Origin of the sequence: Myxococcus sp. MISCRS1, assembly GCF_026626605.1 — a bacterium.
GTDB lineage: Bacteria > Myxococcota > Myxococcia > Myxococcales > Myxococcaceae > Myxococcus > Myxococcus fulvus.
In genome coordinates, this window is the sequence record NZ_JAPNKB010000001.1 from 3139481 (window position 1) to 3164506 (window position 25026).

The 25026-nt window shown below is 70.5% G+C and carries 23 protein-coding genes and 2 tRNA genes; 17 read left to right on the forward strand and 8 right to left on the reverse strand.

Annotation, left to right across the window (positions count from 1 at the left end):
• Window positions 1-4 precede the first annotated feature (4 nt).
• The gene (locus OWM54_RS11945) at window positions 5-1192 is read right to left on the reverse strand and encodes a hypothetical protein (protein ID WP_223784479.1); all 1188 of its coding nucleotides are present in this window, start codon (window positions 1190-1192) and stop codon (window positions 5-7) included.
• A 46-nt stretch (window positions 1193-1238) separates the two neighbouring features.
• On the reverse strand, window positions 1239-1910 hold the full coding sequence (locus OWM54_RS11950) for an RNA polymerase sigma factor (RefSeq protein ID WP_046711661.1): 672 nt from the start codon (window positions 1908-1910) through the stop codon (window positions 1239-1241).
• Between the two features lie 319 nt (window positions 1911-2229).
• Between OWM54_RS11950 and OWM54_RS11955 the strand changes: the two genes are divergently transcribed.
• The 4 genes from OWM54_RS11955 to OWM54_RS11970 all read left to right on the forward strand — a co-directional run bounded on the left by OWM54_RS11955 (window position 2230) and on the right by OWM54_RS11970 (window position 6466).
• Window positions 2230-2937: a metallophosphoesterase gene (locus tag OWM54_RS11955; protein ID WP_223747799.1), complete on the forward strand. Its 708-nt coding sequence runs from the start codon at window positions 2230-2232 to the stop codon at window positions 2935-2937.
• 332 nt (window positions 2938-3269) lie between these two features.
• Complete coding sequence (locus tag OWM54_RS11960) at window positions 3270-5033, forward strand: vWA domain-containing protein (protein WP_223747798.1); 1764 nt, start codon at window positions 3270-3272, stop codon at window positions 5031-5033.
• 32 nt (window positions 5034-5065) lie between these two features.
• Window positions 5066-6073 carry a hypothetical protein gene (locus OWM54_RS11965; protein ID WP_267697584.1) on the forward strand — a complete coding sequence of 336 codons (1008 nt, stop codon included), beginning with the start codon at window positions 5066-5068 and terminating at the stop codon, window positions 6071-6073.
• Between the two features lie 21 nt (window positions 6074-6094).
• Window positions 6095-6466, forward strand: a complete 372-nt coding sequence (locus OWM54_RS11970; RefSeq protein ID WP_223747796.1) for a Mov34/MPN/PAD-1 family protein — start codon at window positions 6095-6097, stop codon at window positions 6464-6466.
• A gap of 2 nt (window positions 6467-6468) precedes the next feature.
• Here OWM54_RS11970 and OWM54_RS11975 read toward each other — a convergent pair whose 3' ends face one another.
• From OWM54_RS11975 to nfi, 3 genes are all read right to left on the reverse strand, one after another.
• Window positions 6469-6975 carry a DUF2267 domain-containing protein gene (locus OWM54_RS11975; protein WP_267697585.1) on the reverse strand — a complete coding sequence of 169 codons (507 nt, stop codon included), beginning with the start codon at window positions 6973-6975 and terminating at the stop codon, window positions 6469-6471.
• Between the two features lie 104 nt (window positions 6976-7079).
• Window positions 7080-9422 carry a GMC family oxidoreductase N-terminal domain-containing protein gene (locus OWM54_RS11980; protein WP_267697586.1) on the reverse strand — a complete coding sequence of 781 codons (2343 nt, stop codon included), beginning with the start codon at window positions 9420-9422 and terminating at the stop codon, window positions 7080-7082.
• Between the two features lie 184 nt (window positions 9423-9606).
• On the reverse strand, window positions 9607-10308 hold the full coding sequence (nfi, locus tag OWM54_RS11985; protein WP_267697587.1) for a deoxyribonuclease V: 702 nt from the start codon (window positions 10306-10308) through the stop codon (window positions 9607-9609).
• A gap of 299 nt (window positions 10309-10607) precedes the next feature.
• Here nfi and OWM54_RS11990 point away from each other — a divergent pair, with 299 nt between their 5' ends.
• The 9 genes from OWM54_RS11990 to OWM54_RS12030 all read left to right on the forward strand — a co-directional run bounded on the left by OWM54_RS11990 (window position 10608) and on the right by OWM54_RS12030 (window position 17912).
• Complete coding sequence (locus OWM54_RS11990) at window positions 10608-11639, forward strand: hypothetical protein (protein ID WP_223747793.1); 1032 nt, start codon at window positions 10608-10610, stop codon at window positions 11637-11639.
• A gap of 37 nt (window positions 11640-11676) precedes the next feature.
• Window positions 11677-13032 carry a hypothetical protein gene (locus OWM54_RS11995; RefSeq protein WP_267697588.1) on the forward strand — a complete coding sequence of 452 codons (1356 nt, stop codon included), beginning with the start codon at window positions 11677-11679 and terminating at the stop codon, window positions 13030-13032.
• Between the two features lie 105 nt (window positions 13033-13137).
• Entirely contained in the window at window positions 13138-14223 is a 1086-nt protein-coding gene (locus OWM54_RS12000; RefSeq protein ID WP_223784474.1) for a hypothetical protein, read from the forward strand.
• A 139-nt stretch (window positions 14224-14362) separates the two neighbouring features.
• Window positions 14363-15664, forward strand: coding sequence for a S8 family peptidase (locus OWM54_RS12005; protein WP_267697589.1), 1302 nt, complete (start codon window positions 14363-14365; stop codon window positions 15662-15664).
• A 190-nt stretch (window positions 15665-15854) separates the two neighbouring features.
• Window positions 15855-16103 (forward strand): hypothetical protein, encoded by a 249-nt coding sequence (locus tag OWM54_RS12010; protein WP_046711652.1) that lies wholly within the window; start codon window positions 15855-15857, stop codon window positions 16101-16103.
• A 9-nt stretch (window positions 16104-16112) separates the two neighbouring features.
• Window positions 16113-16694, forward strand: coding sequence for a ThiF family adenylyltransferase (locus OWM54_RS12015; protein ID WP_248545695.1), 582 nt, complete (start codon window positions 16113-16115; stop codon window positions 16692-16694).
• An 84-nt stretch (window positions 16695-16778) separates the two neighbouring features.
• Window positions 16779-16849, forward strand: a tRNA-Gly gene (locus OWM54_RS12020).
• Between the two features lie 21 nt (window positions 16850-16870).
• A tRNA-Gln gene (locus OWM54_RS12025) sits at window positions 16871-16943 on the forward strand.
• A gap of 72 nt (window positions 16944-17015) precedes the next feature.
• On the forward strand, window positions 17016-17912 hold the full coding sequence (locus OWM54_RS12030; RefSeq protein WP_141326621.1) for a LysR family transcriptional regulator: 897 nt from the start codon (window positions 17016-17018) through the stop codon (window positions 17910-17912).
• A gap of 12 nt (window positions 17913-17924) precedes the next feature.
• On the opposite strand, the gene OWM54_RS12035 is transcribed toward OWM54_RS12030, so the two are convergent.
• From OWM54_RS12035 to OWM54_RS12045, 3 genes are all read right to left on the reverse strand, one after another.
• Window positions 17925-18248: a putative quinol monooxygenase gene (locus OWM54_RS12035; RefSeq protein WP_141326619.1), complete on the reverse strand. Its 324-nt coding sequence runs from the start codon at window positions 18246-18248 to the stop codon at window positions 17925-17927.
• A 205-nt stretch (window positions 18249-18453) separates the two neighbouring features.
• A complete protein-coding gene (locus OWM54_RS12040; protein WP_267697590.1) occupies window positions 18454-19470 on the reverse strand; it encodes a hypothetical protein in 1017 nt (338 codons plus the stop codon).
• A gap of 88 nt (window positions 19471-19558) precedes the next feature.
• On the reverse strand, window positions 19559-20221 hold the full coding sequence (locus tag OWM54_RS12045; RefSeq protein ID WP_141326615.1) for a glutathione S-transferase family protein: 663 nt from the start codon (window positions 20219-20221) through the stop codon (window positions 19559-19561).
• A 104-nt stretch (window positions 20222-20325) separates the two neighbouring features.
• Here OWM54_RS12045 and OWM54_RS12050 point away from each other — a divergent pair, with 104 nt between their 5' ends.
• From OWM54_RS12050 to OWM54_RS12065, 4 genes are all read left to right on the forward strand, one after another.
• Window positions 20326-20850: an RNA polymerase sigma factor gene (locus OWM54_RS12050; protein ID WP_267701121.1), complete on the forward strand. Its 525-nt coding sequence runs from the start codon at window positions 20326-20328 to the stop codon at window positions 20848-20850.
• Window positions 20851-21188: 338 nt separating this feature from the next.
• Window positions 21189-21614 (forward strand): hypothetical protein, encoded by a 426-nt coding sequence (locus OWM54_RS12055; RefSeq protein ID WP_267697591.1) that lies wholly within the window; start codon window positions 21189-21191, stop codon window positions 21612-21614.
• A complete protein-coding gene (locus tag OWM54_RS12060; RefSeq protein ID WP_267697592.1) occupies window positions 21611-23143 on the forward strand; it encodes a caspase family protein in 1533 nt (510 codons plus the stop codon). Before OWM54_RS12055 ends, OWM54_RS12060 begins: the two co-directional genes overlap by 4 nt.
• Before the next feature lie 65 nt (window positions 23144-23208).
• Window positions 23209-25005, forward strand: a complete 1797-nt coding sequence (locus OWM54_RS12065) for an Ig-like domain-containing protein (RefSeq protein WP_267697593.1) — start codon at window positions 23209-23211, stop codon at window positions 25003-25005.
• Window positions 25006-25026: the final 21 nt, after the last annotated feature.

Below are 25026 nucleotides of genomic sequence, written 5' to 3' on the forward strand. Positions count from 1 at the left end.
CCTCTCAGAAGGCGAAGTCCCGCTCCAGCGTGTCATTGCCCGCCTGCACCGAGAGGTGCGCGGTGCGAGCGCCGGTGGCGGAGGCCGAGGACAAATCGAACGACAAACCCTCGGGCCCGTTCGTGGGCCTGAGCGAGGGCCGGCCGGGGCTCAGGAACACCGCCGCCGTCACCGTCCTGCCCGCCAGGGGCTGCACCAGGAGCCGCACGCGCTGACGCTCGCGCACCAGCACCACGCGGAAGTCGCGCCGCTCCTCCAGCACCTCGCGCTGCTCCGGGTGGCGCGCCGAGGACGGGCGCTGCGACACCGGGGCGCGGGACGAGCGCGCGGCCCGGGCCACGCCCGCGTCGCCCTCGTCCATCTCCAGGGCCTCTTCAATCGCGTCGTCACCCTCGCCCAGCGCCAGCACCGCCTGGGCGCACTCGCCACAGCGCGCGGTGTGCGCGTCCACGCGCTCGCGCTCGTCGGCCGTCATCAGGCCCATGTCGAAGCGCCACAAATCATCCCGTGTGAGGTGACGACGGGGAGGCGCATCCACCGGCGCGGCGTCCGCGATGTCCGCGCGGCACTCGGCGCAACCCTGGATGTGGGGGGTCGGACTCTGGGGGCCGGAGGTCCACGTCGCCACCAGGTCATCGCAGCCGGCCCGGGCACCAAACCACCAGGCCTTGTCCTGCTCCGCGGGCTCGAGGAGCGCTTGCTCCTGGCGACGCTCGGGGTTGAGGGGAATGAACCAACGGGCCCTGGGAAGCAGCAGCGCGTCCAGGTTCCCGAGCGACTCGAGGAAGCGGTCTCGATTTCGCGCCGCATCCCCCTGCAAGTCGCCATGCAGGCCCTCCCAGGCGGCGAGGGCAGATGCCTGCGAGGCGGCCCTGTCACGAGCGGCAAGGCCCTCCAGCGCCGAGGCGCGCCACACCTCGGCCTCCTCCCCCCCGTCCAGCGCCACCTCCATCGCCTCTTCCGCGGCCCTCAACAGCACGGGCTGGAGCGCCTGCGGTTTCTGCGCCTGAAGCCAGGTCTCCACTTCCGGTCGACCGAGGCCCCGCAGGGCCGCCTCCACACCTTCGGTCCCCCATTGGGTCGCCCGCCTCAACAAATCTCCGGCGGCTTCGAGGACGACTCCTGGGGGGACACTCGCGGCGGTGAGCTGGGAGCGACGGGCGGCAGAGCGGGACATGGCTTCGGTCTTCATGACTTCATTCCTCCTGAATACCCCGGGGTGTGGCCGGGAAGGAGGCTCACGCTTCCTCCCCTCGTGGCGACTCGCGCTGGAGATCCAGCAGGTAGAGCTTCAAGTAGGCCTGCGCGCGACTGACGCGCTTGTAGGAATTGACCACGGTGATGTTCAGCCGACGCGCGCATTCCTCGTGATCCTCCACGTCCTCGTGGTGATACAGCTCCCATGCCGAGGCCTCCTTGGGGTGCTCCTGCTGGAGCCGTGCGAACGCGGCCCAGTACAGCTCCTGGGCGTCCGCGCGCTCCTCCGTCCTCCTGCCCATCTCGACAGCGCGAGCCCGCTCGGAAGGCGGCTCTTCCATGACGTCATCGGGGTCCGACGAGGGCGCCGCGAGCTCCTCGCGGTGCCGCCGGTAGAAGTCGATGGCCACGTGCTTGACGATGCGCAGGAAGAACGTCTTGGGAGACGCACTCCGGCCCGGCATCTGCTGGGAGATGCCACGGAACTGGTCCAGCCCGCGGTCGAGGAACTTGCCGACCGCGTCCTGATAGAGCTCGTCGCCGTCCGCTGGGGAACCGCGACCGTAGCTCGCCTGAATCTTGCTGATGACGTACCGGGCAGGCCGGCTCCACCGCTGAACCAACGCTCCGAGCGGGCCCCCAATGGGCTCGTTCGTGGCGCGGCGGCGGACCACCTCCGCGAACAATTCGTCATCCGTGAGCTGCTCGAACACCGGAAGGACCTGGGAGCTGTGCCCGGAGACCCGCCCCGGGAGATGGGATTACAGGGATGTCGCGCGGCAAGGTACCACGTTGGCATCCGCAGGCAGCCTCCGAGTGGAGCAGGGGTGCCCAGGCCACCCGGACGACCGGACAGTCGTGGCACCCACGAAGCCCGACGCCCGGGTCGCCGACTTCCTGACAGGATGATCCCCGGGGCCGTCCGGGAGGGGGAACGGGAATCTCCCGGTCAGGAACGTGGGGGCCCCCCGTCCCTGGCCGCATTGCTTCCGGGCGCCTGCCCACCCTCCCGCTTCCAAGGAACCCTCAGTCATGTCCCCCCGCACCATCGTCATCGGAGACCTCCACGGCTGCCACGACGAGGCCCTGGAGCTGCTCGCCAAGGTGGGGGCCACCTCCAGCGACCGCGTCATCTTCGCGGGGGACCTGGTGGACCGGGGGCCCAAGCGCCGGGAGTGCGTGGAGCTGGCCATGCGGCACGAGGCCATCCTGGGCAACCACGAGGAGACGACGCTGCAGCAGCGCCACCGCGCCGCCGAGCGGCTGAATCCCGACCACCTGGAGACCCGGCAGGTGCTCGAGCCCGAGCACTACGAGTGGATGGCCCGGCTGCCCCACTACCTGAGGCTGCCCGAGCACAACGCCGTCGTCGTCCACGCCGGGATGATGCCCGGCCTGCCCGTGGAGGCGCAGGACCCGTACCACCTGCTCCACGCGCAGTGCATCCAGCCGCCCGCGAAGAAGAGCTACTGGCCCTCCAAGGCACCGGCGGGGTGGACGTTCTGGACCCACCACTGGAAGGGCCCGGAGCGGGTCATCTTCGGACACACCGTGTTCGACCAGCCGCTCGTCACCGAGCACGCGGTGGGCATCGACACGGGGTGCGTCTACGGACGCTCCCTGACGGCGGTGGTGCTGCCGACGTGGGAGCTCGTCTCGGTGCCGGCCCGGAAGACATACCGGGGCGGCAAGGACGTGGCGAAGTTCCCGGTGCATGGCGACGTGTGCGTCTACTCGTGAGCACCCGTCACCGACGCGTCGACTCCGACTGAAAAGCCTCGCGCCCGGCCGACAGGGCCAGACACGCAATGAGAGGTGCGGGTTCGAATCCCGCCGGGGCCGTCAGGCTCCGTAGTTCAACGGTAGAACACTGGACATTCAATCCAGCATCACCGGCCTCGTCACTCGGGCGCACCTTCCTTCCTCCTCACTCCCAGCTTCGCGCGGGTGGCCGTGCCTCGTGCACCTGACGCCCCCCGTGCGCTCCACGCGCGGTGCACTCCCAGGGCCCTGTCGGGCTCGAGGTCCGCCCCGCGCCTGACCCGCCGCACGTCCCGAAAGGGGGACTCCCCATGTCGACGAACCCGAACACGCAGCTGTTGCCCGAGTCCCAGCGAGGCCCCGCCGAGAAGCTCCTGGACCTGGTGCTCAGCGGCTCGGCCCACCTGTGGCACAACCGTCCGGGGCTGGACGTGGGCGGCACGTGGGTGGCCGCGGCGCACGCCACGCCGGCGCAGCGCGCGGTGGGCAAGCCCGTCAAGCCGGGCCTCTTCGTGCCCGCGGCGGTGAAGCTCTACCGGCAGCTGCTCGACATCCACCAGCTCAACTCGGAGCTGATGGCGCACTTCGCGTCGTACGCGCTGACGCAGACGGACTGGCGTGACCTGAAGGTGGCCACGTGCGCGCTCATGCTGGTGCAGCAGCACGCGGGCCAGCCGGTGCGCGGTGACGACGGCCAGGTGGCGTTCCACGACGACGACTACCGCTCCATCGGCGAGGCCATGGTGCTGCACTACGAGCGCAAGTCCACGCGCATGCTCACGCCCAAGGCGGTGCTGCGGGTGGCGGAGCTGCTCGAGCTGCCGGACATCGCCAGCCTCAACCGGCAGGCGGGCTTCGGGGACCCGGCGTCGCGCAAGCCGCCCATGGGCCGCTGGAAGCGCGTGGCGTCCAGGTGGCTGGCCGCGCGGGAGTCCAACCTGTCGATGCTCCAGGGCCTGATGAAGGCCGGCTACAAGGAGACGTTGAAGAAGCTTGCGCGCAAGGCGGGCTACAAGCCGCTCACGCAGGGCTTCTTCGAGGTGCTCGGCTGGAAGCAGAAGCAGGCCGAGGGCGGGCACCGCACGGTGGGCCTGAGCGGGCTGACGCTGGTCAAGCGCGAGCGCTTCGACGGGCTGTCCGAGGCGGAGATCTGCGAGTGGATCGACTCCGAGCGGCTCTCCTACAAGGAGGTCGTGGGTCGGCTGCCGAAGGACGTGGGGATGACGCCGGCCATCATGGCGGCGCTGTTGCCCTCGTTGTCGGACCGCGACCTGCGGCTGATGACGCCCACGTTGGAGGAGCTGGGGTTGCTCGCGGAGCCCACGGTGCGCGCGCGCTGGGAGAAGGCCGTGCAGACGGCGACGGACCAGCGGGCGCTCAACATCGCGAAGAACGTGCGCAGCGAGGTGCTGCGCCAGAAGCTGGAGGAGGCGAGCGACAACGCGGCACGACAGGCGGTGGCGGAGGCGACGGCGGAGACCGACGTGCGGGTGATGTTCCTCATCGACAAGTCGGGCTCCATGGACGGGGCCATCGAGAACTCGAAGGAGGCGCTCGCGCGCATCCTCGCGGGCTTCCCGATGGAGAAGCTGCACATCGCGGCGTTCGACACGATGGGCACCGTGCTCCGGCCCAAGGCCTCCAACCGCACGGCGGTGCAGCACATGCTCGCGGGGCTGAAGGCCTCGGGTGGCACGACGCACGCGGCCGGCGTGCACGCGCTGCACCGGGACGGCATGAGGGTGCCGGAGGGGGCGAAGCTGGTGGTCATCGTGGTGGGCGACGAGGCGGGCGAGGCGGGCGACCAGTTCGCCCGGGCGTTCCGCGACGTCGGCTTCCCGGTGGCGGCGATGGCGCTGTTGGTGAGCGTGGCGGGTGGCCGTGGCAACACGGTGCGCACGTGCGCGAGCCAGCTGCGGGTGCCCTTCAGCGAGGTGAACGTGGACCAGTTCGCGGACCCCTACCAGGTCCCCCGGGTGCTCAAGGCGCTGCTGGACGCGCCGACGCTGCCCGGTGCCAGCCAGTCCGGCTGGGTCGAGCGGGTGATGCGTACGCCGCTGTTGAAGGTGGCGTGAGCTCGAAGTCGCGGTGAAGGCAAGGAGGCGTCGTGGACTACCGGAAGTTGCTCGGGAAGGTGGAGTCGGCGGTGCTGCCGTATCTGGGCGGCGGCACCGTGGACACCGCCACGCGACGCCTCCGTGTCACCACCCCCGTGGCCCCGGGGTGGTGGCGCTTCGAGTTGAAGGGGCGCGAGGCCACCGCCCGTGAGCCCGCCGGGCCCGAGGGTCTGGAGGCGCTGCCTCGGGTGCGCGGTCATGTCTGGGGAGCGCGCCTGGTGCTCGAGGGCGCGGTGGCACGGCCCTTGGAACTGCTGCCGGAGGATGAGCCGTCACCGCTCGCGCCGGTGAGCGCGCGGCGCTGGCACGACGGCGCGCTGCTGTTCGACGGCGTGGAGTTCGAGGGCGAGGCGGAGGACGCCGCGCGTCGGGCCTTGGAGGAGGGACGGCCGCTCGCGTCCGTGAAGGGCGTGAGCGCTCCGCTGCGCGCGGCGTTCGGCTATGCGCTGCTGGAGGCCGCGTCGAGGACATTGGACATCCGCTTCGCCCCCGCGGAGACGCGAGGGCGGGTGCTGAGGGTGGCTGAGCTGGGCCGTCCGGAGGCGGAGTCGTGCCTGCGCGCCCTGGCGGAGGAGCGGCGGGTCCACCAGCGGGCGCTCGAGGCGCGGCGCGTGGCCGAGCAGCAGCGAGCGTGGCTCGACGCGCAGACGGTCCGCGCCTCCGAGCTGGCCCAGGAGGCCCGTCGACGGGTGCTGTCGGGCGACATGTCACGGGGCCGGGGCGCGCCAGTGGGAGACCACTCCCGCGCGGAGGTGGCGCTGCGGGGCGCGGGAGCGCGGCTGCTTCATCATCGTCGCATGGCGGGGAACCAGTTGGAGGTGACGTTCAGCTTCATGGGGGAGCGGTTCGTCTCCATCGTGGACGCGCGCACGCTCCAGGTGCTGGACGCGGGCGTGTGCCTGGCGGGCGCGGACAGCGAGGTGACGCTGGAGAGCCTGCCCTCGGTCATCCGCGAGGCCATCGACACGGACGTGCTGGTCATCACCCGGCACGCGTGACACGCGAAGAGAGGAGGAACCATGTCGTCGCATGAGGTGTGTCTGCTCATCGGACGGGACGAGGAGGTGCTGTGGTGCGAGGCCTCCGACAGCCCCGTGCTGCTGCCTGACTCCCGCGCGCGCTGGGAGGCCATCTGGTACTGGCGTGAGGAGCTGGTGGAGGTGACGCACAGCCACCCCGAGGGTCCACTCGGCTTCTCCGAGGAGGACGAGACGACGATGGCCGCGTTGACCGAGGCGCTCGGACGCGCCCCCCGCTTCTCCGTCGTGGCCCCCGGCGGCATGGTGGCCCGCGAGGACGGCCGCGACGTCTGGGTGTCCGAGGAGCCCTGGTGGACGGGCCCCCTGCGCGAAATCTCCGGCATGCGTTACACGCCGATGGCGCGGGCCTGACGTCAGCTCGGACGGCGCCACAGCTCCCTGAGGTCCTCGGGGAGCTGGTCCATGACGTCCTCGGCCTCGCCCTCGGAAATCTGCGCCCGCACGGAGTTGAGCACCGCGCGGACCACGGGCTCCACGGCCTCCGGGTTGAGAGCCAGGTCCTCGCCCACGCGCGCGAGCAGCTCCTCGCGGCCGAAGCCCTTGGGCAGCTCGTCCTCGTGGCGCTCGCAGCGGTGCAGCAGCAGCGTCAGCTTGTTGGGGAGCTGGGCCTCCAGGTCCTGCGTCTCCCCCTGGGTGATGCGCTGCTCCACCGCGCAGAGCACGGACACCGCGGCCTTCTCGGCCACCGAGGGCGACATGCCGCCCCGCTCGCACAGGTGCTTCAGGAAGGCCGCGTAGTGCTGGCTCGCGTGCGCCTCCTTCCGACGGGCGCGGCGGGCCTCGATGGGCAGACCGCCTCGCTCGTTCGAGCCGTCCGTCGAAGAAGACTCCTGCCCTTCGCGCTCCCGCTTGTCCGCCATGGCCGTGTCCTCCCAGAGTGCCTTCGTGGGGTCAGGTTGCCCACGGCGCACGGGAGGAGCACCACCCGCTGGCACGGCGGAACAGGCCGCCGGCTCCCCGCCCGCTACGCGGCCTTCTTCACATAGGTGTCGTAGAGCGCGCCGAAGAAGAAGCGGCCGAAGCGCAGCAGCGTCTGCCACTGGCCCACCGCGTCCCGTGCGCCGAGCACGCGCAACGTGGAGAGCTGCTTCGCGAAGTCCGCCGGGTCCAGTGACAGCACGCCGCGCGCGACGCAGGGGCCCGAGATGTCCATGCCCCGGTACACGGACACGAGCAGCCGCGTGGTGTCGGCCCACAGGTCGAAGCCCGCATCGTCGTGGACGTCCTTGTACCCATCCAGGAAGAAGCGCTCACCCGACTCGGCGACGAGCGGCAGCAGGTAGCGCATCCGCCGCCCGCCAGGACGTGCGCCCTCCTGGGTCATCAGGTGCAGCTCGCCCCCCTCCACGACGAGCGGCCGGGGCGACAACGCCAGGGCCTCCACCATGCCGGAGAGCGCCAGCGGGTGCAGCCGGTCCTCGAGCGTGCGCTCCAGGTCTCGCGTCTCCACCGTGACGACGAAGCGCAGACGCGTGGCGCCCTCGCGCTTCGGGTCTCCCGCGACGAGCTCATGCTCATGCACCGCGCCGGACACGTGGCCGTACATCGTCTCGGAAAAGCGCACGCCCACCGGCGTCCGCGCGTCGGCCGCGGGTGCCTCCAGCGCGGGCGTGTAGTCGATGTGCCAGCCTCGCCGACGCGCCAGCAGCGCGACGGAGCGCTCGGCCACCGCGGAGATGGTGAACAGCGGGTTGGTCCCCAGGGGCCTCGGAATCACCGAGCCGTCGCTGACGTAGAGCCCCTCGTGGACCTCGCTCCCCTCATGACGGGAGAAGACGCGCCCCTCGTGGTCCACCACGCCCGCGCCCGCGTGCTCCGCCATGACGCAGCCTCCGAGCGGATGGGTGCACAGGACCTCGTGTCCGGTGAGCCGGTTCCACAGCGGGTTGCGCACGAAGGTGCCGCCCAGGGCCGCGGTGGCCTCGCGCAGCCGCTGGTCCACGCGCGCGAGCTCCGGCTGCGTGCCCACGTCCGGCCAGTGCACCCGCACCCGGTCCCCTTCCATGCGCAGCTCGCCCACGCCCGCGTCGTGGGACATCACGAGGAAGGTCTGCGTGTTGCGCATGGCCCCGTGGTACGGGCCGCGCACCGCGCTGTCCGCCACCCGGGCCAGCTCCTCCAGCTTGTCCTTCAGCCCCGAGTCCATGTCCTCGCCGCCCACCGCGGCCGCGGCGGACAGCAGCGCCAGCATCGGCTTGCCGAACGCGCCCGGCATGGCCCCGTTCTCGATGACCATGCCGTCCTCCTGCCGGGCCGTCGCGCGCTCGTCGATGATGCCGCTGATGGTGGGGCCCACCGGCTCGCGGCCCTCCGGCGGATTCACGCCGTGGCCCACGCCGTTGACGGGCACGTCCGTGTTGTAGCCGAAGGCCATCACGTCCCCGTTGGCGCTGAAGCGCTGGCCCAGCTGCTTCGACAGCGACAGCCCCAGCGCGCGCGAGCGCATCAGGATCTCCGCCGTACCCATGGTGCCCGCCGCGAGCACCACCAGGTCCGCCGTCAGCCACAGGTCCGGCGCCTCGAAGCGCTCGCGACCGGTGTTCATCGGCCGGTAGTAGATGCGCCAGCGATTCCCGTCGCGCGCCAGGTAGCGCACGGACACCTCGGTGAAGACCTTCGCGCCGTGGCGATGCGCGTCCGGCAGGTAGTTCATCAGCACGGAGTTCTTCGCGCCCTGGTTGCAGCCGGTGAGGCAGTCCCCGCACAGCGTGCACGCGCCCTGCTTCACGCCGGCGTCGTTCACCTGCTCCTCGAAGGAGACCGCCAGCGGGGGGCGCTTGAAGGTGCCGCCCATGCGACGGGCCGCGCGCTCCATGGCCGCCAGCGAGGCCAGGCGCGGCGAGGACTCCGGATAGGGCGTGGGCCGCAGCATGCGCTCGGCCCACGTGAAGCCATCCTCCAGGAGCCCGGGCACGTCCTCACGGAACGCCTCCGGCCAGCGTGAATCCTGGAGCACGCGAGGGTCCGGCCGCAGCGTCACGCCCGCGTTGATGAGCGACGTGCCGCCCAGCCCACACCCCGACACCACCGCCACGTCGCCGCCCCGGTGCAGTTCGAACAGGGCGGTGGCGCGGCCCAGGTCGACGTTGCTCTCCGCCTCCATGTGGACCTGGAGTTCCTGGGCGAAGTCCGCCTCCGTGCGCGGGTAGTCCCCCGGCTGCAGCTCGCGGCCCCGCTCCAGCACGCACACCTGGCGCCCCGCCCTGGCGAGCCGGCTGGCGGTGATGGCGCCGCCATACCCCGACCCCACCACGACGACGGGGTAATGCGACGCCAGCTCACTCCACCGGGATGACAACCTCCGCATCGACGCTCCCACGGGCGACCCCCACCTTCGCTGCGCCACCCTCACGAGAGCGCCCACGCCCTCTTCGCGCCAGGTGGCCGGGGACACGTCCGCCCGGGCCGTGCTCGCGCCCGGAACCGTCCCCATCTCGAGGACTCTGGACATAGAGGTCGTCGGGCCGTCGGTCAAATCCAGGGAGGTCGTCTCACTCCAGCTCCGCGGCCTCGCCGTCCGCGCGGCGCAGCGCGTTCACCATCCGGTGCGCGTGACGCGTCGTCTCCGGCTCGCGGTACTTCGGGCTCGCCCGCAGGACCAGCTCCACCGCCGTGGGCAGGTCCATCAGGTGCCCCGGCGAGACGTACACGGGCTGCACCGACTTGCGCGTGCGGACCGCCATTCCCACCACCTCGCCCTTGTGGATGATGGGCGACGTGGAGCCACGCGCGTCCGCGAGCTTGCCGTGCGTGCCGACGAGCAGGGACTTGGCGCACCCGATGGAGGGGATGCCGAACAGGAGCCCACCGTGGCTCGCGATGCCCAGCCGTCGCGGATGGGCGATGCCGTGCCCGTCGAAGATGAGGACGTCGGGCCGCATCGAGAGCCGCTCCCACGCGACGGCGACCACCGGCAGCTCCCGGAACGAGAGCAGCCCCGGCACATACGGAAACCCGAGGGTCACCGCCGAACCCGCCTGGGCCACGGGCACGAGCGTGCCGGCGTCCAGCACCACGACTCCGCCGAAGCCCGTGTCCCGCCCCTTCTCCGTGGACACGTCCGCGCCCGCGACACGCTCCACCCTCAGGCCCGGCGGGGGCTCGAGCACCACCCGCTCCCGGAGCTCGCGCTGGAGCGCCACGGCCTCCGTCGGCGTGACGTCCCAGCGATGCATCCGAGCTGACAGTTCCATGTGTGACACTCCTCCTCTCGCCTGCCCCGAGGATGCGTCCCCGCACCGCGACCGCAACCCGGGAGGTCACCCGAGGACGTCCTGGGCGTGGACCAACCAACGCTCCCACCGACTCCTGGGGCAAGCCCCTGTCCCCCGTCGCACTGCCCTCCAGGTCCAGCCTGGAATGCACGGCCGCCGTGCCTACCGTGCAGCCTCCCAGGCATCGGTGAAGCCGCTCCCACGGACCTCTGCTTCGCGCCGCGCCTGGGACACCAGAGGGCCGGCCCACGGGAGCGTCGCATGTCCGGGAGTATCTGATGCGTCGAGTCCTCGCAGGCTGTCTCGCGGTATCCGCGCTGGGAGCATCGCTTCCCGCCGCCGCTTCGGAGTGTGGCTACACCGCCGCCGGGTGGAACGCCCCCAACGGCGCGGTGGTGTTCAGCCGCAGCAACGACGGGCCCATCCGCAACGTCATTGATGCGATTGGCGAGTTCCGTACGCACTCCATGCTCTCCCACGGCCCCACCGGCGGCGTCACCCACGCCACCATGAAGGACCCGGCCCAGAACAACTGGCCCACCGTCTGTGGAACACCGCTCGTCGCGTCGCAGCTCCAGTACGGCTACCCGGGCCTGGAGCAGGTGAACCAGGGCGGCATCTACCACTACCTCTACGATGCGAACGGCCACGGGCCGGACTGGACGGCGTGGCAGCTGGGCGACCCCGCGGGCGCGGCCCGCATCGCGAACAGCCTCTGGTTCAACCACCCATACGTCAGCGACGTCTCGCGCGTCGATGGAAGCCAGCGCATCGACCGGCCGCTGTGGAACGGCTCACGCGTGCCCTACTCGCTGTTCCAGTACCGGGACCTGGAGGCGGCGCACGAGATTCCGGGCAACGCGGCCAACAACGGCATGGTGTGCTCCACCTTCCTCGCCTACGCGCACGTCTACGCGGGCAAGGGCGCCGTCTCCCCGTACACGTACCCGCACGAGGTCACCGCCAACGCGGCCAACTCCGTCCACTGGGGCGTGCATGGCCAGTGCAAGGAGTCGCTGGGCTGGTTCGAGAACGTCGCGCTGAGCGTCATCTGCCCCGTCTTCTGGAACGTGTGCACCAACGCCGGCAACCAGGTGGCCAACTGCATGTCCGCCAACCGCTGCGACACCAGCACCAGCGTCATCTGGCGGCAGGTGCGCGACGACCCCAACGCCACCGCCACTTCCATCAGCCCGGACCGCATCGGTGGATGGGGCGTACACCCGTCCAACGTCACACTGTGGGCCAGCGACTACTCCCATCAGCTCCAGTGGAACTCCGGCGGCAACGTCTACGGCTGCTGGCAGTGAGCCCTCACGCGTCGCTCGAATCCACAAGGAGCCCTGGATGACTCCCACGCAACCCTCACGGTGGCGCAGACGCAGGACGTTCATGCTCGGACTGGGAATCGCGGCGCTGATGGCGGGTGTGCTGCTGCGCTCGAACGAGCCGGACACACCTCCCGGCCCCGAGCCCTCTCCCGCCCTCGACGGCACGCCCACGCGCGCCGAGGTGCGGACCACCGCGGTGTTGCCCTCGCGAACCGAGCACGCGCGGAGGCCCACCGCTCCGCCTCGCGTCCCCGCGCCCATCATCGACGAGGTGACGGTGGAGAAGCGGGAGGTCTGCTCCGGCGAGGACAACCTCATCAGCGTCCGCGCCCACTCGCCGGACGGAGACGATACCCACCTGCACGCCACCATCGGCGCGGGCAGCGGCATGCGCGTGCCCCTGCGGGTCTGGCGGATGGCGGATGGGACGTACGAGCTGCCCACCGTGACGGTGTTCGGCAAGGACAACGTCGCCACCCAGGCGCGCGTGCCCCGGTACACGGTGAAGGACTGTGAGCCGGAGCGACAGGTGGACATCTTCTCCCGACGCGCGCCCAACACGGAGGAGGAGTTCGAGTTCCTCGCGCGCATCCTGGAGCGTCCCCGGGCCGGCGGCGCGCCCACGCCTTTCGCCCCCGTGAAGTTCGTCTGGACCTTCGACGACCGCCACACTGTGACGACGAGCGCGCCCCGGGTGACGCACTCGCTGCGCCCCGACCCGATGCGGCCCGCGGCGCTGTACTCGCAGCACCTGGTGAAGGTGGAGGCGTTCGATGCGTCCGGGAAGAAGGCGGCGGGACGCTCCTCGCTCCAGCTCCTCGATACGACGTTCGAGAACTTCGCCAAGAAAGGCATCGTCACGGTGCTCGCGGTGGGCTCGCCGCGCTTCCCCGTCGAGGACGCGCAGGGCGTGGTCCGTCAGACCTTCCAGCTGTCCCACCGCTGGAAGCGTCCGGTGCGGCTGGAGCGGGTGACGGCGCTGCGCTCGCTCGTCCCGGAGGCCGATGCACCGCCGCTTCCCGAGGACACCGCCGAGGTGAGCCTGGGCGTGGACCTGCTCCCCGTGGGCCAGGACGTGGGAGTCCCCGTGGCGCTCGACACCCGCGCCGAGGCTTCGGTGACACACGTCACCTATCTGCTCGAGGGAACCACCGAGGATGGACATCCCGCGCGGGGGACCTTCTCCATCATGCGACCGCCTCCCCGCCCCACGCGCGAGAACAGCACGCCCGTGTTGGACCCGGTGCTGCTCGCGAAGGTCAAGCGCGCGCGCGAGCTGCTCGGCCAACCCTTCGTCACCGATGAGGACCTCTGGCGGCTGGAGCGTGAGGGTCGCTTCAGTGACTTGAAGGTCCAGCGCGAAGGCCCCTGAGGCCACGCCGTCCAGCCGGTGGGAGCGACCACTCCCACCGGCTCGGCGACCGGTGAGGACCCCGTCGCCCACGGCCCGGCGCCACCATGCTCCCCTGTGGGACGCATGCCCTCCCCGCTCCTGCCACTGCTCCTGCTCGCGCTCGGTACGAGCGAGGCCGGCCTCACGGACACCCCACCGACGGAGGCCCCGTCGGCCCCGTCCCTGGCGCAACTGGAGCGGAGAATCCTCGGACGAGGCTGCGAGCCCCGACTCCTGGGCGACGCGAGCCGCCGCTTCGTGGAGGCGCAGCTCCTGTGTGACGGACACCTGTCCTTCATCCTCGTCCAGAGGTCCCTCGCGGGGAGCCCCCTGCCCGAGACTCCCAGGCGACTGAAGGCGCTCCTCGACGACGCCCTCACACGGGCCCGCGCGCCCTTCCTGCGGGACGGCGTCACCGTCGTCCAGGGACACTCGCTTCCGCGCAGCGTGCTGTACCGGGGCTACGTCCTGTTGATGCTCGCGGGCATGGAGCGCGCGGGCGTGTCCGACGCGCAAAGCACCGCCCTGTTCGACGCGCTGGCCGACCAGCTGGTCGAGGCACTGGAGCGACAGCTCCTGCTGCCCTCCTTCGGCAAGTCCATCTGGCCGTGTGACAGCGCGCCCGCCGCCGCGGGGCTGCTCCTCCACGGACGGCTGCGCGGCGACGCGGCCTCGCTCGCGATGGGTGAGCGCCTCACCGCCCGACTGGTGGAGCTCGCGGCCCTGCCCTCGGGCTTTCCCACGAAGGTCGATGCGCGGGGCAAGCCCGTGGAGCCCTTGCCTCGCGGCACCACCCTGGCGTGGACGGGCGCCTTCCTGGCCATGGGCGCGCACCCTTCCGCCGCCACCTTCACCTCCGCGCTGGTGAAGGGACACTGTGACCACCCAGCAGGTGCCCTGCTCCCCTTCGCGGCCTGTCGGGAATGGCCTCGCGGCGTGAAGGGCAAGGAGGACTCCGCCAGTGGTCCCCTGCTCCAGGGCGGCTACTCCGTGGGCGCCAGCGCCCTGGCCATCGCCGCCACGCGACTGTCCCCGGAGCATCAGGACTGGCACGCGGACCTGCGCAACACCGCGCGGGAGATGGGCATCCGTCCGATGCTCGAAAAACCACATCAGCATCCGCTGGAGGCCTCCCTCTACTGGTGGGGAACCACCGCGCGCGCCTGGTAGGCAATACGCCCCCATGTCGGCATTCCGCGCTTCGTTCAATGACAGACGACTGTCTCATCCCTCGGGACACAATCAGGATTAAGCCGATTTATAAGTCCATCCGTATCATTCGGGGAGACCCAGTGCAGGGGGATGAGCCATGAATCGACGCACGACAGCGATGACGCTGGCCATGGGTGGACTGGCATTGTTGGGGGGCTGCTCGAGCAGCCGGCCCACCTGCAGGGACGCGACGGCCACCGCCGCGCTCCTCGCGCCGCCTCGGGAGAAGTTCGTCGAGGTGAGCAAGAAGGTGCCGGGCGAGTACGTGGTGGTGCTCAAGGAGCCCGAGGCCAGCCTGGAGCCGCTCGCCGTGGCCCAGCTCACCCAGGGCCTCACCACGAAGTACGGAGGCACCGCGTTCTCCGTGTACGAGCACGCGGTGCGCGGCTTCGCCACGCGGATGACGGAGGAGCAGGCTCGCGCGCTGTCGCAGGACTCCGCCGTGGCCTTCGTCCAGGAGAACGGCGTGGTGTCCATCCGCGAGAGCCAGCCCAAGCCCACGTGGGGCATCGACCGGGTGGACCAGCGGCAGCTGCCGCTCGACAAGCTCTACATGTACAACGCCACCGGGCTGGGGGTGCACGTGTACATCCTGGACACCGGCGTGCGCTTCTCCCACAAGGAGTTCGGCGGCCGGGCCTCCGTCGGCTTCGACGCCATCGGCGACAGCATGAAGGGCAATGACTGCCATGGCCACGGCACGCACGTGGCGGGCACCGCCGCGGGCAGCTCCTACGGGCTGGCGAGGAACGCCACGGTGCACTCCGTCCGGGTGCTCGGCTGTGATGGCAGCGGCACCACGGCCGGTGTCATCGCGGGCGTGGACTGGGTGACGAAGAACCACAAGTCGCCCGCCGTGGCCAACATGAGCCTGGGCACCGACACGGACCCGGCGCTCGACGAGGCGGTGCGCCGCTCCATCGCGTCGGGCGTCGTCTACGTGCTCGCCGCCGGCAACGAGTCGGGAGATGCGTGCAAGCACTCGCCCGCCCGCGCGCCGGAGGCCATCACCGTGGCCGCCACGGACACGAGCGACAAGCGCGCCCACTTCTCCAACTACGGCGACTGCGTGGACGTCTTCGCGCCCGGCAACAAGATCACCTCCGCCTGGCACTACGGCGACTTCCAGACGCGCATCCTGAGCGGCACCTCCATGGCCGCGCCGCACGTGACGGGCGTGGCCGCGCTCTGGCTGGAGCTCAACCCCCAGGCCACCCCCGACGCCGTCGCCAGCGCGCTGTTCGAGAACGCCACCGAGGGCGAGGTGCGCAGCGCGGGTGAGTGCACGCCCAACCGCATGGCGTACTCGGGCTTCATCGGCGCCTTGCCGCTCAACCCCACGGTGAGCACCCCGCCCGGGCCCTCGCCGACGACGGTGAGCGGCGAAGGCGCGAAGTAGGAATCCGGCCGCGAGGACCCTCCCCCTCGCGGCCCCCGAGGGCCGGGCTCCGTCTCCACGGCGGAGTCCGGCCCTCGTCTTTCCAGCGCACGGGCGCGCCCGGTCAGGAAGCCGCGCCCACCCGCGTCCCGCGAGCCACCCCGTCGGCCGCGCTCCCGCGTCCCACGAGGGCCCCGCGAGGAGCCCCACCATGGCCACGCTGAACATCACCTACGACGGCATGTCCGCGGACGTGCCGGTGGAGCTGGACCGCCCCGTCTCCGACGCCGACGTGCGCCGCATCGCCACGGAGATGGTGCGCTCGGGCGGCGTGCCCGGCCTGCACCTGGCCCACCTGCGCGAGGACGCGTTCCAGCACTTCATGGTGGACCGCTTCCGCGGCGCCCGCGGCGACGAGCGCATCTACCTGCGCCCCAAGGTCCCCTTCGGCGCGCGGTGAGGTGACGTCATGCGCATCGTCTTCTGTGGCGTGGGGGCCGTCGGCTCGCAGGCGGCCGTGCTGTGCCGCAACCTGGAGGCCACGCTGGTGTTCATCGACTTCGACCGCGTGGAGTCCAAGAACCTGCTCGCGCAGGCCCACGTGAAGCCCTCCGTGGGGAAGAACAAGGCCGAGGCGCTCAAGCTCCAGTTCCTCAACCTGCACGGCGTGAAGGCGGAGTCCTTCGGCGTGCGCGTCACCCGCGACAACGTGGCGGCGCTGTGCGGCGGCGCGGACCTGCTGGTGGATTGCTTCGACAACCAGGAGAGCCGCCTGCTGCTCTCCGCATTCGCCCGGGAGGCGGGCAAGCCGCTGGTGCACGGTGCGGTGAGCGCGGATGGCACCTTCGGTCTGGTGCGCTGGGACGAGCGCTTCACGCCGGACGCCGAGGACACCGCCGGACAGGCCACCTGCGAGGGTGGCGCGCACCTGCCGCTGTTGGGGTTGCTGGCCGCGACGCTGGCTCGCTGCCTCCAGGACTTCGTCAAGCACGGCACGAGGCGCGACGCCCTGGTGAACCTGTCGGCCGTCATCCCCACCGCGGGGACGTGACGAGGCGCGGGGAAGACAGGGCGGAGTCAGGGATGGAAATCCTCCGCCGTCAATCCCTCGCAAGTTCGTTGGAAGCGCAGCAACGCGGGTGTCGTCCAGCGGCAGGATGACGGTTTCCCATACCGTCGACACGGGTTCGAATCCCGTCGCCCGCTTCGCCTCACGCAACAAACCCTACCGGGGTCGTCCAACCAGCAAAGATGGCGGACTCTGACTCCGCAGATGCAGGTGCAAAGCCTGCCCCCGGTTCTTTTTCTCACGGCACGCTCCATCGCAGCTGACGGCTTGCCCGCGCGCGACTGGAGAGCGAGCCTGCGCCGCATGGAGATGCATCAGGTCCGGTACTTCCTGGCGGTGTCGGAGACCCACAGCTTCACGCGCGCGGCGGAGCGTTGCCGTGTGTCCCAACCCACGCTGACCGCCGCCATCAAGAAGCTGGAGGGCGAGCTGGGCGGGCCCCTGCTCCTGAGAGACAGGAGCGGCGCGAAGCTCACGCCCCTGGGCCGGCGCGTGCTCCCCCGGCTCCAGCGCATCGAGGATGAGAACCGGAGCGTGGCACTCATCGCGGAGAACCACCGTCGGTTGAAGCAGGTGCCCCTCCGCGTGGGCGTGCTGAACACCATCGGCCCCGCGCGGTTGGCCCGCGACCTGGCGGCGTTTCGCGCCGTCGCGCCCGGCGTGGAGGTCGAGCTCCGCATCGGCACGCGCGACACGGTGGTGCAGCAGTTGGAGGAGGCCGAGGTGGACCTCGTCATCACCCACGCCGCCGCGCCCACGCCCGACTGGTGTGTCGTCGCGCCCCTCTATGAAGAGCGCTACCTGGTCGTGCTCCCACCCGGACATCGCCTCGCCGCGCAGGACACCGTTCCCCTGGCGGCGTTGGCCGATGAACCCTACATCGACCGGCTCTCCTGCGAGATGCGCGAACAGGTCGGCGCGCTGTGCACGTCCCGCAAGGTGGCGCTGTACGCCAGCTATCGCACGGAGCGCGAGGAGTGGGTTCAGAGCCTGGTCGCCGCGGGCGTGGGCTTCGCATTCATGCCCGAGCACTCCATCCTGCACGCCCAGGGCTCCGCCACCGCGCGGCCGCTCGTCGACCCGGCGCTCCAGCGCACCGTGTCCCTGATGCGCTCGGGAGACCGGACCGCGCCTCCCGCGGCGAAGCTCTTCTGGCGCACGCTGCTGGACAGCGCGGGACGCGGGCGCCCAGGTGCCTGAAGGCGCTGTCGGTCAGAGCTTCACCGCGAGCACATCCACCTTCTCGATGGACGGGGGCTGGGCGAGCAGCTCCGGGGCCTGGGCCATCAAGGCCGCGGCGACCTTGCCCGCGAGGTGCGCCTGCCGGCCCGCTTCGTCCGCGAAGGTATCGAAGATGCCGAAGGTGGTGGGACCGAGGCGAAGCGCGAACCACTGCGCCGTCGCCGGCTCCGCCTGGACCACGGGCAGACCGCCCTCCAGGAACCGCTGCACATCGGCCTCCTTGCCCGCCTTCGCCTCCAGGCGGACCAGCAGCCCCACGTGAACGTTCCCGGCCTTCTGTGATTGCGTCGTCATGGATTCACCCTCGTGCAAGTGGACATGGCTCGGCCCCGTCCCAGCAGGGACGTGGACCGCGCGCTGAAGGTCCAGTGGTCACGAAGCGCGGTGAGAGCAGACGGCGTTCAGCGCGTTCGTGATGGGTCTACGTATAGACCTCGCCGCCGCTCACCGTGAATCCCGCGTCGTCAATGGATGGATAGTCATCATCTATGGACGAGCACTACAGGAACTCGTCCCCGCCCGTCGTCTCCGGCTCCTGCGCGGAGAGGAGGACCTTCCCAGGCTCCTGCTCCACGCGCAGGCCCAGCCCCATCGCCGTCAACTCCTCGACCGCGGTGAGGGCCTCCATCACGGGCTCGACGTCCGCGACCTTGGCGGGCACGGCGATGCGCTCGAGACGCGAGCCCACCTGTTCCATCAACGCATGAGCCGGGAGCGCCTCGACGTAGCGACCGTACAGATAGGCGGGCGCGCACAGCTGGGAGACCTTCGAGGGAGTCACGGACGCCACGAGCGCATCGAAGCGCGCCCTCACCTCCTCCGTCGACGTCTCCTTCCTCCAGAGGCCGAGCAGGGAGCGCAGGAAGTCCGACAGCGGTTGCCCCAGTTTACCTTCGGCGACCTCCAGTGCCCGTTCAGCACGGCTGGCGTCGGGCTCCACGAAGTACAGCGGCAACACCTCTTCGATGCCCGGCGTGTAGAGAGGCTCGGCGAGCTGCTCCGGTGCGCCCGCGAACGCGCGCAGTGTCCCGGGTTCGAGCGGCTCCCCTCCGAGCCAACGGCACCACAGCGCCTCCAGAGAGCCCGCCGCGAGCGCCGCGCGGCGCAGCAGATGGGCGCGTGCCTGCTCCACGCCTCCGAACAACACGGCGGTCACCAGGTCGCCGAAGGCAGGCCCCTCGGGGAACTCGAGCGCATCCACTCCCGCCCAGTGCGCGTAACGTTTGCGCTTCAAGTCACGCTGGACCTCACTCGCCACCTCGCTCCACGCGGACCAGGGCACGCCGAGCGCCGCGTAGTCCTTCCGCAGGCCCTCGTCCGCGGGAGCCGAGACTTCGTTGGGGCGCTTCTTGAAGTCGGCCCGTACGCGCTTGAGCTCCTTCGCGAGCGCGGGCAGCTCCTCCGCCGGACAGCCCCCCGTCAGCAGCCGGAGACGGGAGACAGGAACGCCGGTCAACTTGAGCAGCCAGGACTTGAACGCCGACCAGGCGGGTGCGGAGAGGTGTCGTGACTCCAAGGGCTGTCCTCGCTCAGTCGGCAGGTCCGCTCCCTCGCGAGGGAGCATCGCGCCAGGGTGCTCACGTCATGATAGCCGCGGCGAGAAGCTAACGCGCGCTGCCCGCCGGGACGCCCAGCCGCTGCTCATAGGCATCCAGCGTCCGCTGCCAGGCGGGCCGTTGCTCACAGCGCTCGCGATAGGCGGAGACCCTCGGAAAGCGCTCCAACACGCCCGCGTTGCGGACCTCACGCAGGGCGGTGACCATCAGGATGTCCGCCACGGTGAACGCCTCGCCGGCGAGATACGGACGGTCACCCAACCAGACCTCCACCGCGCCCAGCACGCGCTCGGCATACTGGACCACCCCGGGACGCCGCTGCGCGCCCGTGGGGTCCGCGGCGCCGAGCAGGTCGATCATCACCAACTGGAACAGCGGAGGCTCGACGCTGTTGAGCGCGGCGAAGCACCACCGCGTCACCTGGGCGCGGCCCTGGAAGTCCGCGGGAATCAACCGGCCCGTCTTCTCCGCGAGATACAGCAGGATGGCACCCGACTCGGTGAGCACGAAGCCCTCGTCGTCGAGCACTGGCACCTGGGCAAAGGGGTTCATCCGCCGGAACTCCTCGCTCCCGAGCTCCCCCGCGGGATGGTCCACCCCGTGGACCCGATAGGGCACACCGAGCTCCTCGAGCGCCCACAACGCCCGCAGATCCCTCGTGAGTCCCACCACCTTCGAGTTGACGCGGCCAAAACCATAAAGCGTGAGCATTTCCACAGTATTGGCACCCAGCCTCCCTCCGTCGAGGGCCACGAGGCACCGCCCCGACACTCTTTCGCGAAATAAATGTCCCAGGTGTCCCAGCCCGCGTGTCCATGGGTGTGAAGATGCCGCCAGGGTTGAGCGCCAGGGAGGTCCAGGACCTGTACGACCGGTACGCCCCTGGCATGTACCGGAGGGCCTTCGCATTGCTTCAGCGGGAGGCGGATGCCTGGGACGCGGTGCAGGAGTCCTGCATCCGCGTCCTCCAATCCGCCGCCGAGTTCCGCCGTGAGGCCCGGCCGATGACGTTCATCTACCGGGTGACGACGAATGTGAGCCTCAACATGCTCCGCGCCCGCGCCCTGCGTGACGTCGCGCCAGCCCCGGTCGAACACGAGGGCACCGTCGACCCGCTCGCCACCACCGAGTGCCGGGACTTCCTGCTGAAGCTGGCGCGCGAGCTGGACGAGCGCGCCCTCACGGTGGCGACGCTTCACTACCTGGACGGAATGACCCAGGAGGAGATTGCCCAGATCCTGGGACTGTCTCGGAAGACCATCGTCCGTGACGTCCAGCGCATCAGCGCCCTGGCCCGCTCACTGGGCGAGCCGGAGCGGAATCGAAGAGGTGCCGGATGAGTGAACACCTGTCGGACCTCGTCATGGACGAGGTGGTCGCTGGCGGTGTGAGGCCGCCACACCTGGAGACCTGTGCCGCCTGCCGTGAGCGGCTGGCACTGATGGAAGCGCACGCCGAGCAGGTCCGTGCCGGACCCCACTTCGCCCGGACACGGGCGCGCGTCCTGTCGGAATCGGAGACCACGCCACACAGGCCCGGCTTCCCATGGCTCACCCATTGGCTGCTCGTCCCCGTCCTCGCAACCCTGGCCTCCGTGGTCGTGGTCCGCGGAACCCGCGCGGAGGACCCGGCGACCGCGCCAGCTGTCCTCCCGGGGGCCGTGGAGCCGCTGGTGGGCATGCGAGTGAAGGGACCTCCCCAGGTGGAACTGCTCCGGCTGAAGGACGGTGAAGTCAACCCCCGGCTCCAGGAAGGGGACGAGGTGGCGCTCCGGCTGAGGAGCGCGGGGCACCGCTACGCGCTGGTCGTCGCCATGGACAGCGGAAAGCAGGTGGAGGCCCTGTGGCCACCTCGAGGACATCAGAGCGGCGAGCTGGCCGCCGCACAGCCCGCCCCCCTGTTCCAGGTCACCCAGGGGGACTTCGTGGTGCACGCGCTGTACTCGGAGACGCCGCTGCGGCTCGACACCGTTCAGGAGTGGTTGGGCACGCTGAAGCCCGAGTGCCACGCCACGCCGATGTCGGCCTCGTGCCTGTCGCTCGCCAATGTCCCACCGGGCGTGGCGCACGCGGCCGTGGCGCTCCAGGTCGAGGCCCGGCCATGACGCTCGCCCTGCTCCTGGCGGCGGTGGTGGCGACGCAGCCGGCGACGGCCGTCGCGGAGGCGGGCCCGCGCCGGTTCGCCCTCGCGGTGGGAAACAACCAGGGCTCCCGCGAGGACGCGGTGCTGCGCTTCGCGGAGCGCGATGCACGCAACCTGATGGACGTGCTGCACGAAGTGGGTGACGTGCGCCGCGAGGACGCCGTGCTCGTCCTGGGCCATGACGCGGACACGGTGCGGCAAGCGGTCTCCCGCTTCGAGCGCCATCTGCTGGCGCAGGCACGCCCGGGAGACCAGCTCTTCGTCTACGTCTCCAGCCACGCGGACGCGGGCGAGCTGCACCTGTCCGGCACGAACCTCCCCTTGCAGGAGCTGGTGCGGTTCATCGAGCGCGCGCCCGTGAGCGTCGCGCTGCTGGTGGTGGACTCGTGCCAGTCCGGTGAGGCGGTGCGGCTCAAGGGGCTCAAGCCCATCCCCGGCGTCCTGGTGAGCGTGGAGCGGCCCCAGCTGGCCGGACGGGTCATCATCACCGCCTCCGCCGCGGATGAAGCCGCGCAGGAGTCGGACGCGCTCGGAGGCTCCGTCTTCACGCACCACCTGGTCGCCGCGCTGCGCGGGGCGGCGGACGTGTCCGGGGACGGCCGCGTCACGCTCGCGGAGGCCTACACCTATTCCTATGCGCGGACGGTGGAGTCCTCGCTGCTGTCCCGCGCGGGCACGCAGCACCCCAGCTTCCACTTCGACCTCCAGGGGAAGGGGGACCTCGTCCTCTCCTCTCCCGCGCGGGCCTCGTCGCTGCTGACGCTCGCCATCGACGAGCCCGGGGACTGGACCGTGTTCACGCTGGCCGGGGAGCCCTTCCTCGGCAACCTGCGCAAGGGCGCGGGCACCGCCACGCTCGCCCTCCCCGCGGGTGGATACATCGTCACCACGCGCGGCGAGCACACCGCGCTGACCGCGCGCGTGCAGGTACCCGACGCCGGACGTGCGCAGCTCACGCGCGCCCAGCTCCGCCCCCAGCGACTGGAGGCCACCGCGCTCAAGGGCCCACCGGCTCCCGTGTTGCGTCTCCACGTGGGGCCCAGTGTCGGCCGGCCGCTCGTCCCGTCCTTCGGAGCGATGCTGGGTGGCAGCGCCATGCTCCAGTACACGTGGGCGGCGGCATGGGTGAACGTCCTCACCGCGGGCGTGGACGTGCGGCATGGACGACATCCCTCCGGGAACCTCCGACAGAATGACCACACGCTGCGGCTGGGCGCGGGCAAAGACATACCCCTCTGGCGAAGCCTGCGGCTGCACGGTGGAGTGGAGGTGGGCGCCACGCTGTCGCGGCAATGGCAGCCCAGCAACGGGGAGAAGACGCTCGCCCTGCATCCCACCCTGGGCGCGGCGGCGGGAGCATGGATGCCGGTTCGTGGGCCCTTCGCGGTGTCGCTGCTCGTGAACGCGGGACACACGTGGGTGCGCGCGGAGACAGGCACCGCGTCGACGGTGTCGCTGGGGGCAAGCCTCGGAGTGGGCTTCACGCACTGAGTCCCAGTCCGACGGCTTCGCGTGTCCAAGGCCTGACTCGCGAAACTCCATCCGAGAGGTCATCCATGCACCCCACCCGCCCTGCCTGGGTCCTCCCGCTGCTCTTCATGGCACTGGGAACGACCGCTTGTGGCACCCTGAAGTCCGAGCCGACGCCGCCCGCCGTTCGCGAAGAAGAGCCACCTCCCGAGTCCGAGCTGCGCGTCACCGTTCAGACCGAGGGCCCCTCGCTCTGCGGGGAGGGACCGTGGAGGCTCTCCGTCCTCGTCGAAGGTGGCACCCCCGAGCGCGTGGAGCTCCTCATGGATGCGCGGGAGCCCCTGGTGCTGGAGCCGCCGTATCAGCACGTCGTCGACTGCGCCACGCACGCCGAGGGCTCGTTCACGTTCGTGGCCCGAGCCGTGGGCGGGGAGCGGAACTTCGAGTCGGAGAGCGTCTCCGTCACGGTGGACCGCACGCCCCCCTCGATTGTCGCCTGGTACCCGAGACAGAGCCATCCATCGGTGACCTCGCCCATCACGGTGGTCTTCTCGGAGCCGCTGCTACCGGGTTCTCTCCAAGCCTCTTCCACCCGGCTGCGCGACGAGAATGGCTTCTCCGTCGCCCATCAAGCGGTCCTCAGCGAGGATGGAACCACCCTCGCGCTGGTCCCGAAGTCTCCGCTCCTGCCCCCTGTCACGCTCCATGCGGAGCTGCTCCAGCGGACCTTGACCGACCGGGCCGGCAACCCGCTCGACCCGAGCCAGGCAACCGTCTCTCACACCTACGAGTCCACCTACTGGCCCTTCACCGACGGCACCGAGCCCCTCTCCTCGAACTTTGCCCGCTTCCCCACGTCGCTCGCGCTGACGCAGGAGCGCCATGGGACGAGCCCCGTCGTCGGCTACATCGACCTCGCCTCGACGACCCAGGAGCCAAGCGTCGCGCGGTGGGATGGCCAGGCGTGGCAGCTGCTCCCTCCGCTCCGAGCGGAGAACGCCCGCTCGCGGCCCGCCAGGAACCTCACGGTGGCGGCGAAGCAGGGCGAGCTTGTCGCCGCGTGGGATGAACGGGATGAAAAAACCGGCATCTACCAGCTCCATGTCGCGAGCCATGAAGAGACAGGGTGGAGACACCTGGGAGAGCCCTACGACACGCAAGCCAGATATGTGCGTTTCACGATGGCGGTGGACCCATCGGGCAGACATGTCATCGCCTGGGAGGGGATGCCCACCGAGACGGACAAGGAGGTGCGAGTCATTCGCTGGAATGGCACGCAGTGGCTGCCCCTGGGGGAGGCGCTCAGCGCGAACCCAGCCCCTGGCTCCTGGTCGCATGAGCCCGCCATCGCGTTGGATGATGAGGTGCTCGTGAGCTGGCTGGAGGCGTCCGCCGATACCGGCGCCACCCACCTCCATGTCCGCACGTACCTGGCCGGGGGATGGACTCCCGTCGGGGCGTCCATCCCCATTCCCGAGGGCGCCGTCGCCGAACGTACCGGGATTGCGTTCGAGCGATACGGAGGCGCCGTCCTCGCCTGGGCCGAGCACCGCCCTTCGACCAGTGTCAGCACCCTCCGGCTCTCATCCATCGACAACGTGAACAGAGGGTCCGATTGGTCCACCCCCGAAGCCGTCGAAGTCCTGTCCACGACCACCACGTTCGAGTCGTTCAGACTCGTCATCGACCGCCACGACGAGCCCTGGTTGGCCTGGACCGAGTATCCTTCGGGCGAGGGACCCCAGAGCTACTATCGCAGGCGTCGCGCCAAGGTCTGGGAGCCCAAGCAGCTCATCTCGCCTGCCGAGCTGTCGGCATTCCTCGTCGACGAAAACGCGTTCCCCTGGGCCTTGGCTGGCATGACCGTGGTTCGTCCGCAGTAAGGCGGGTGGACGAAGGCAGCG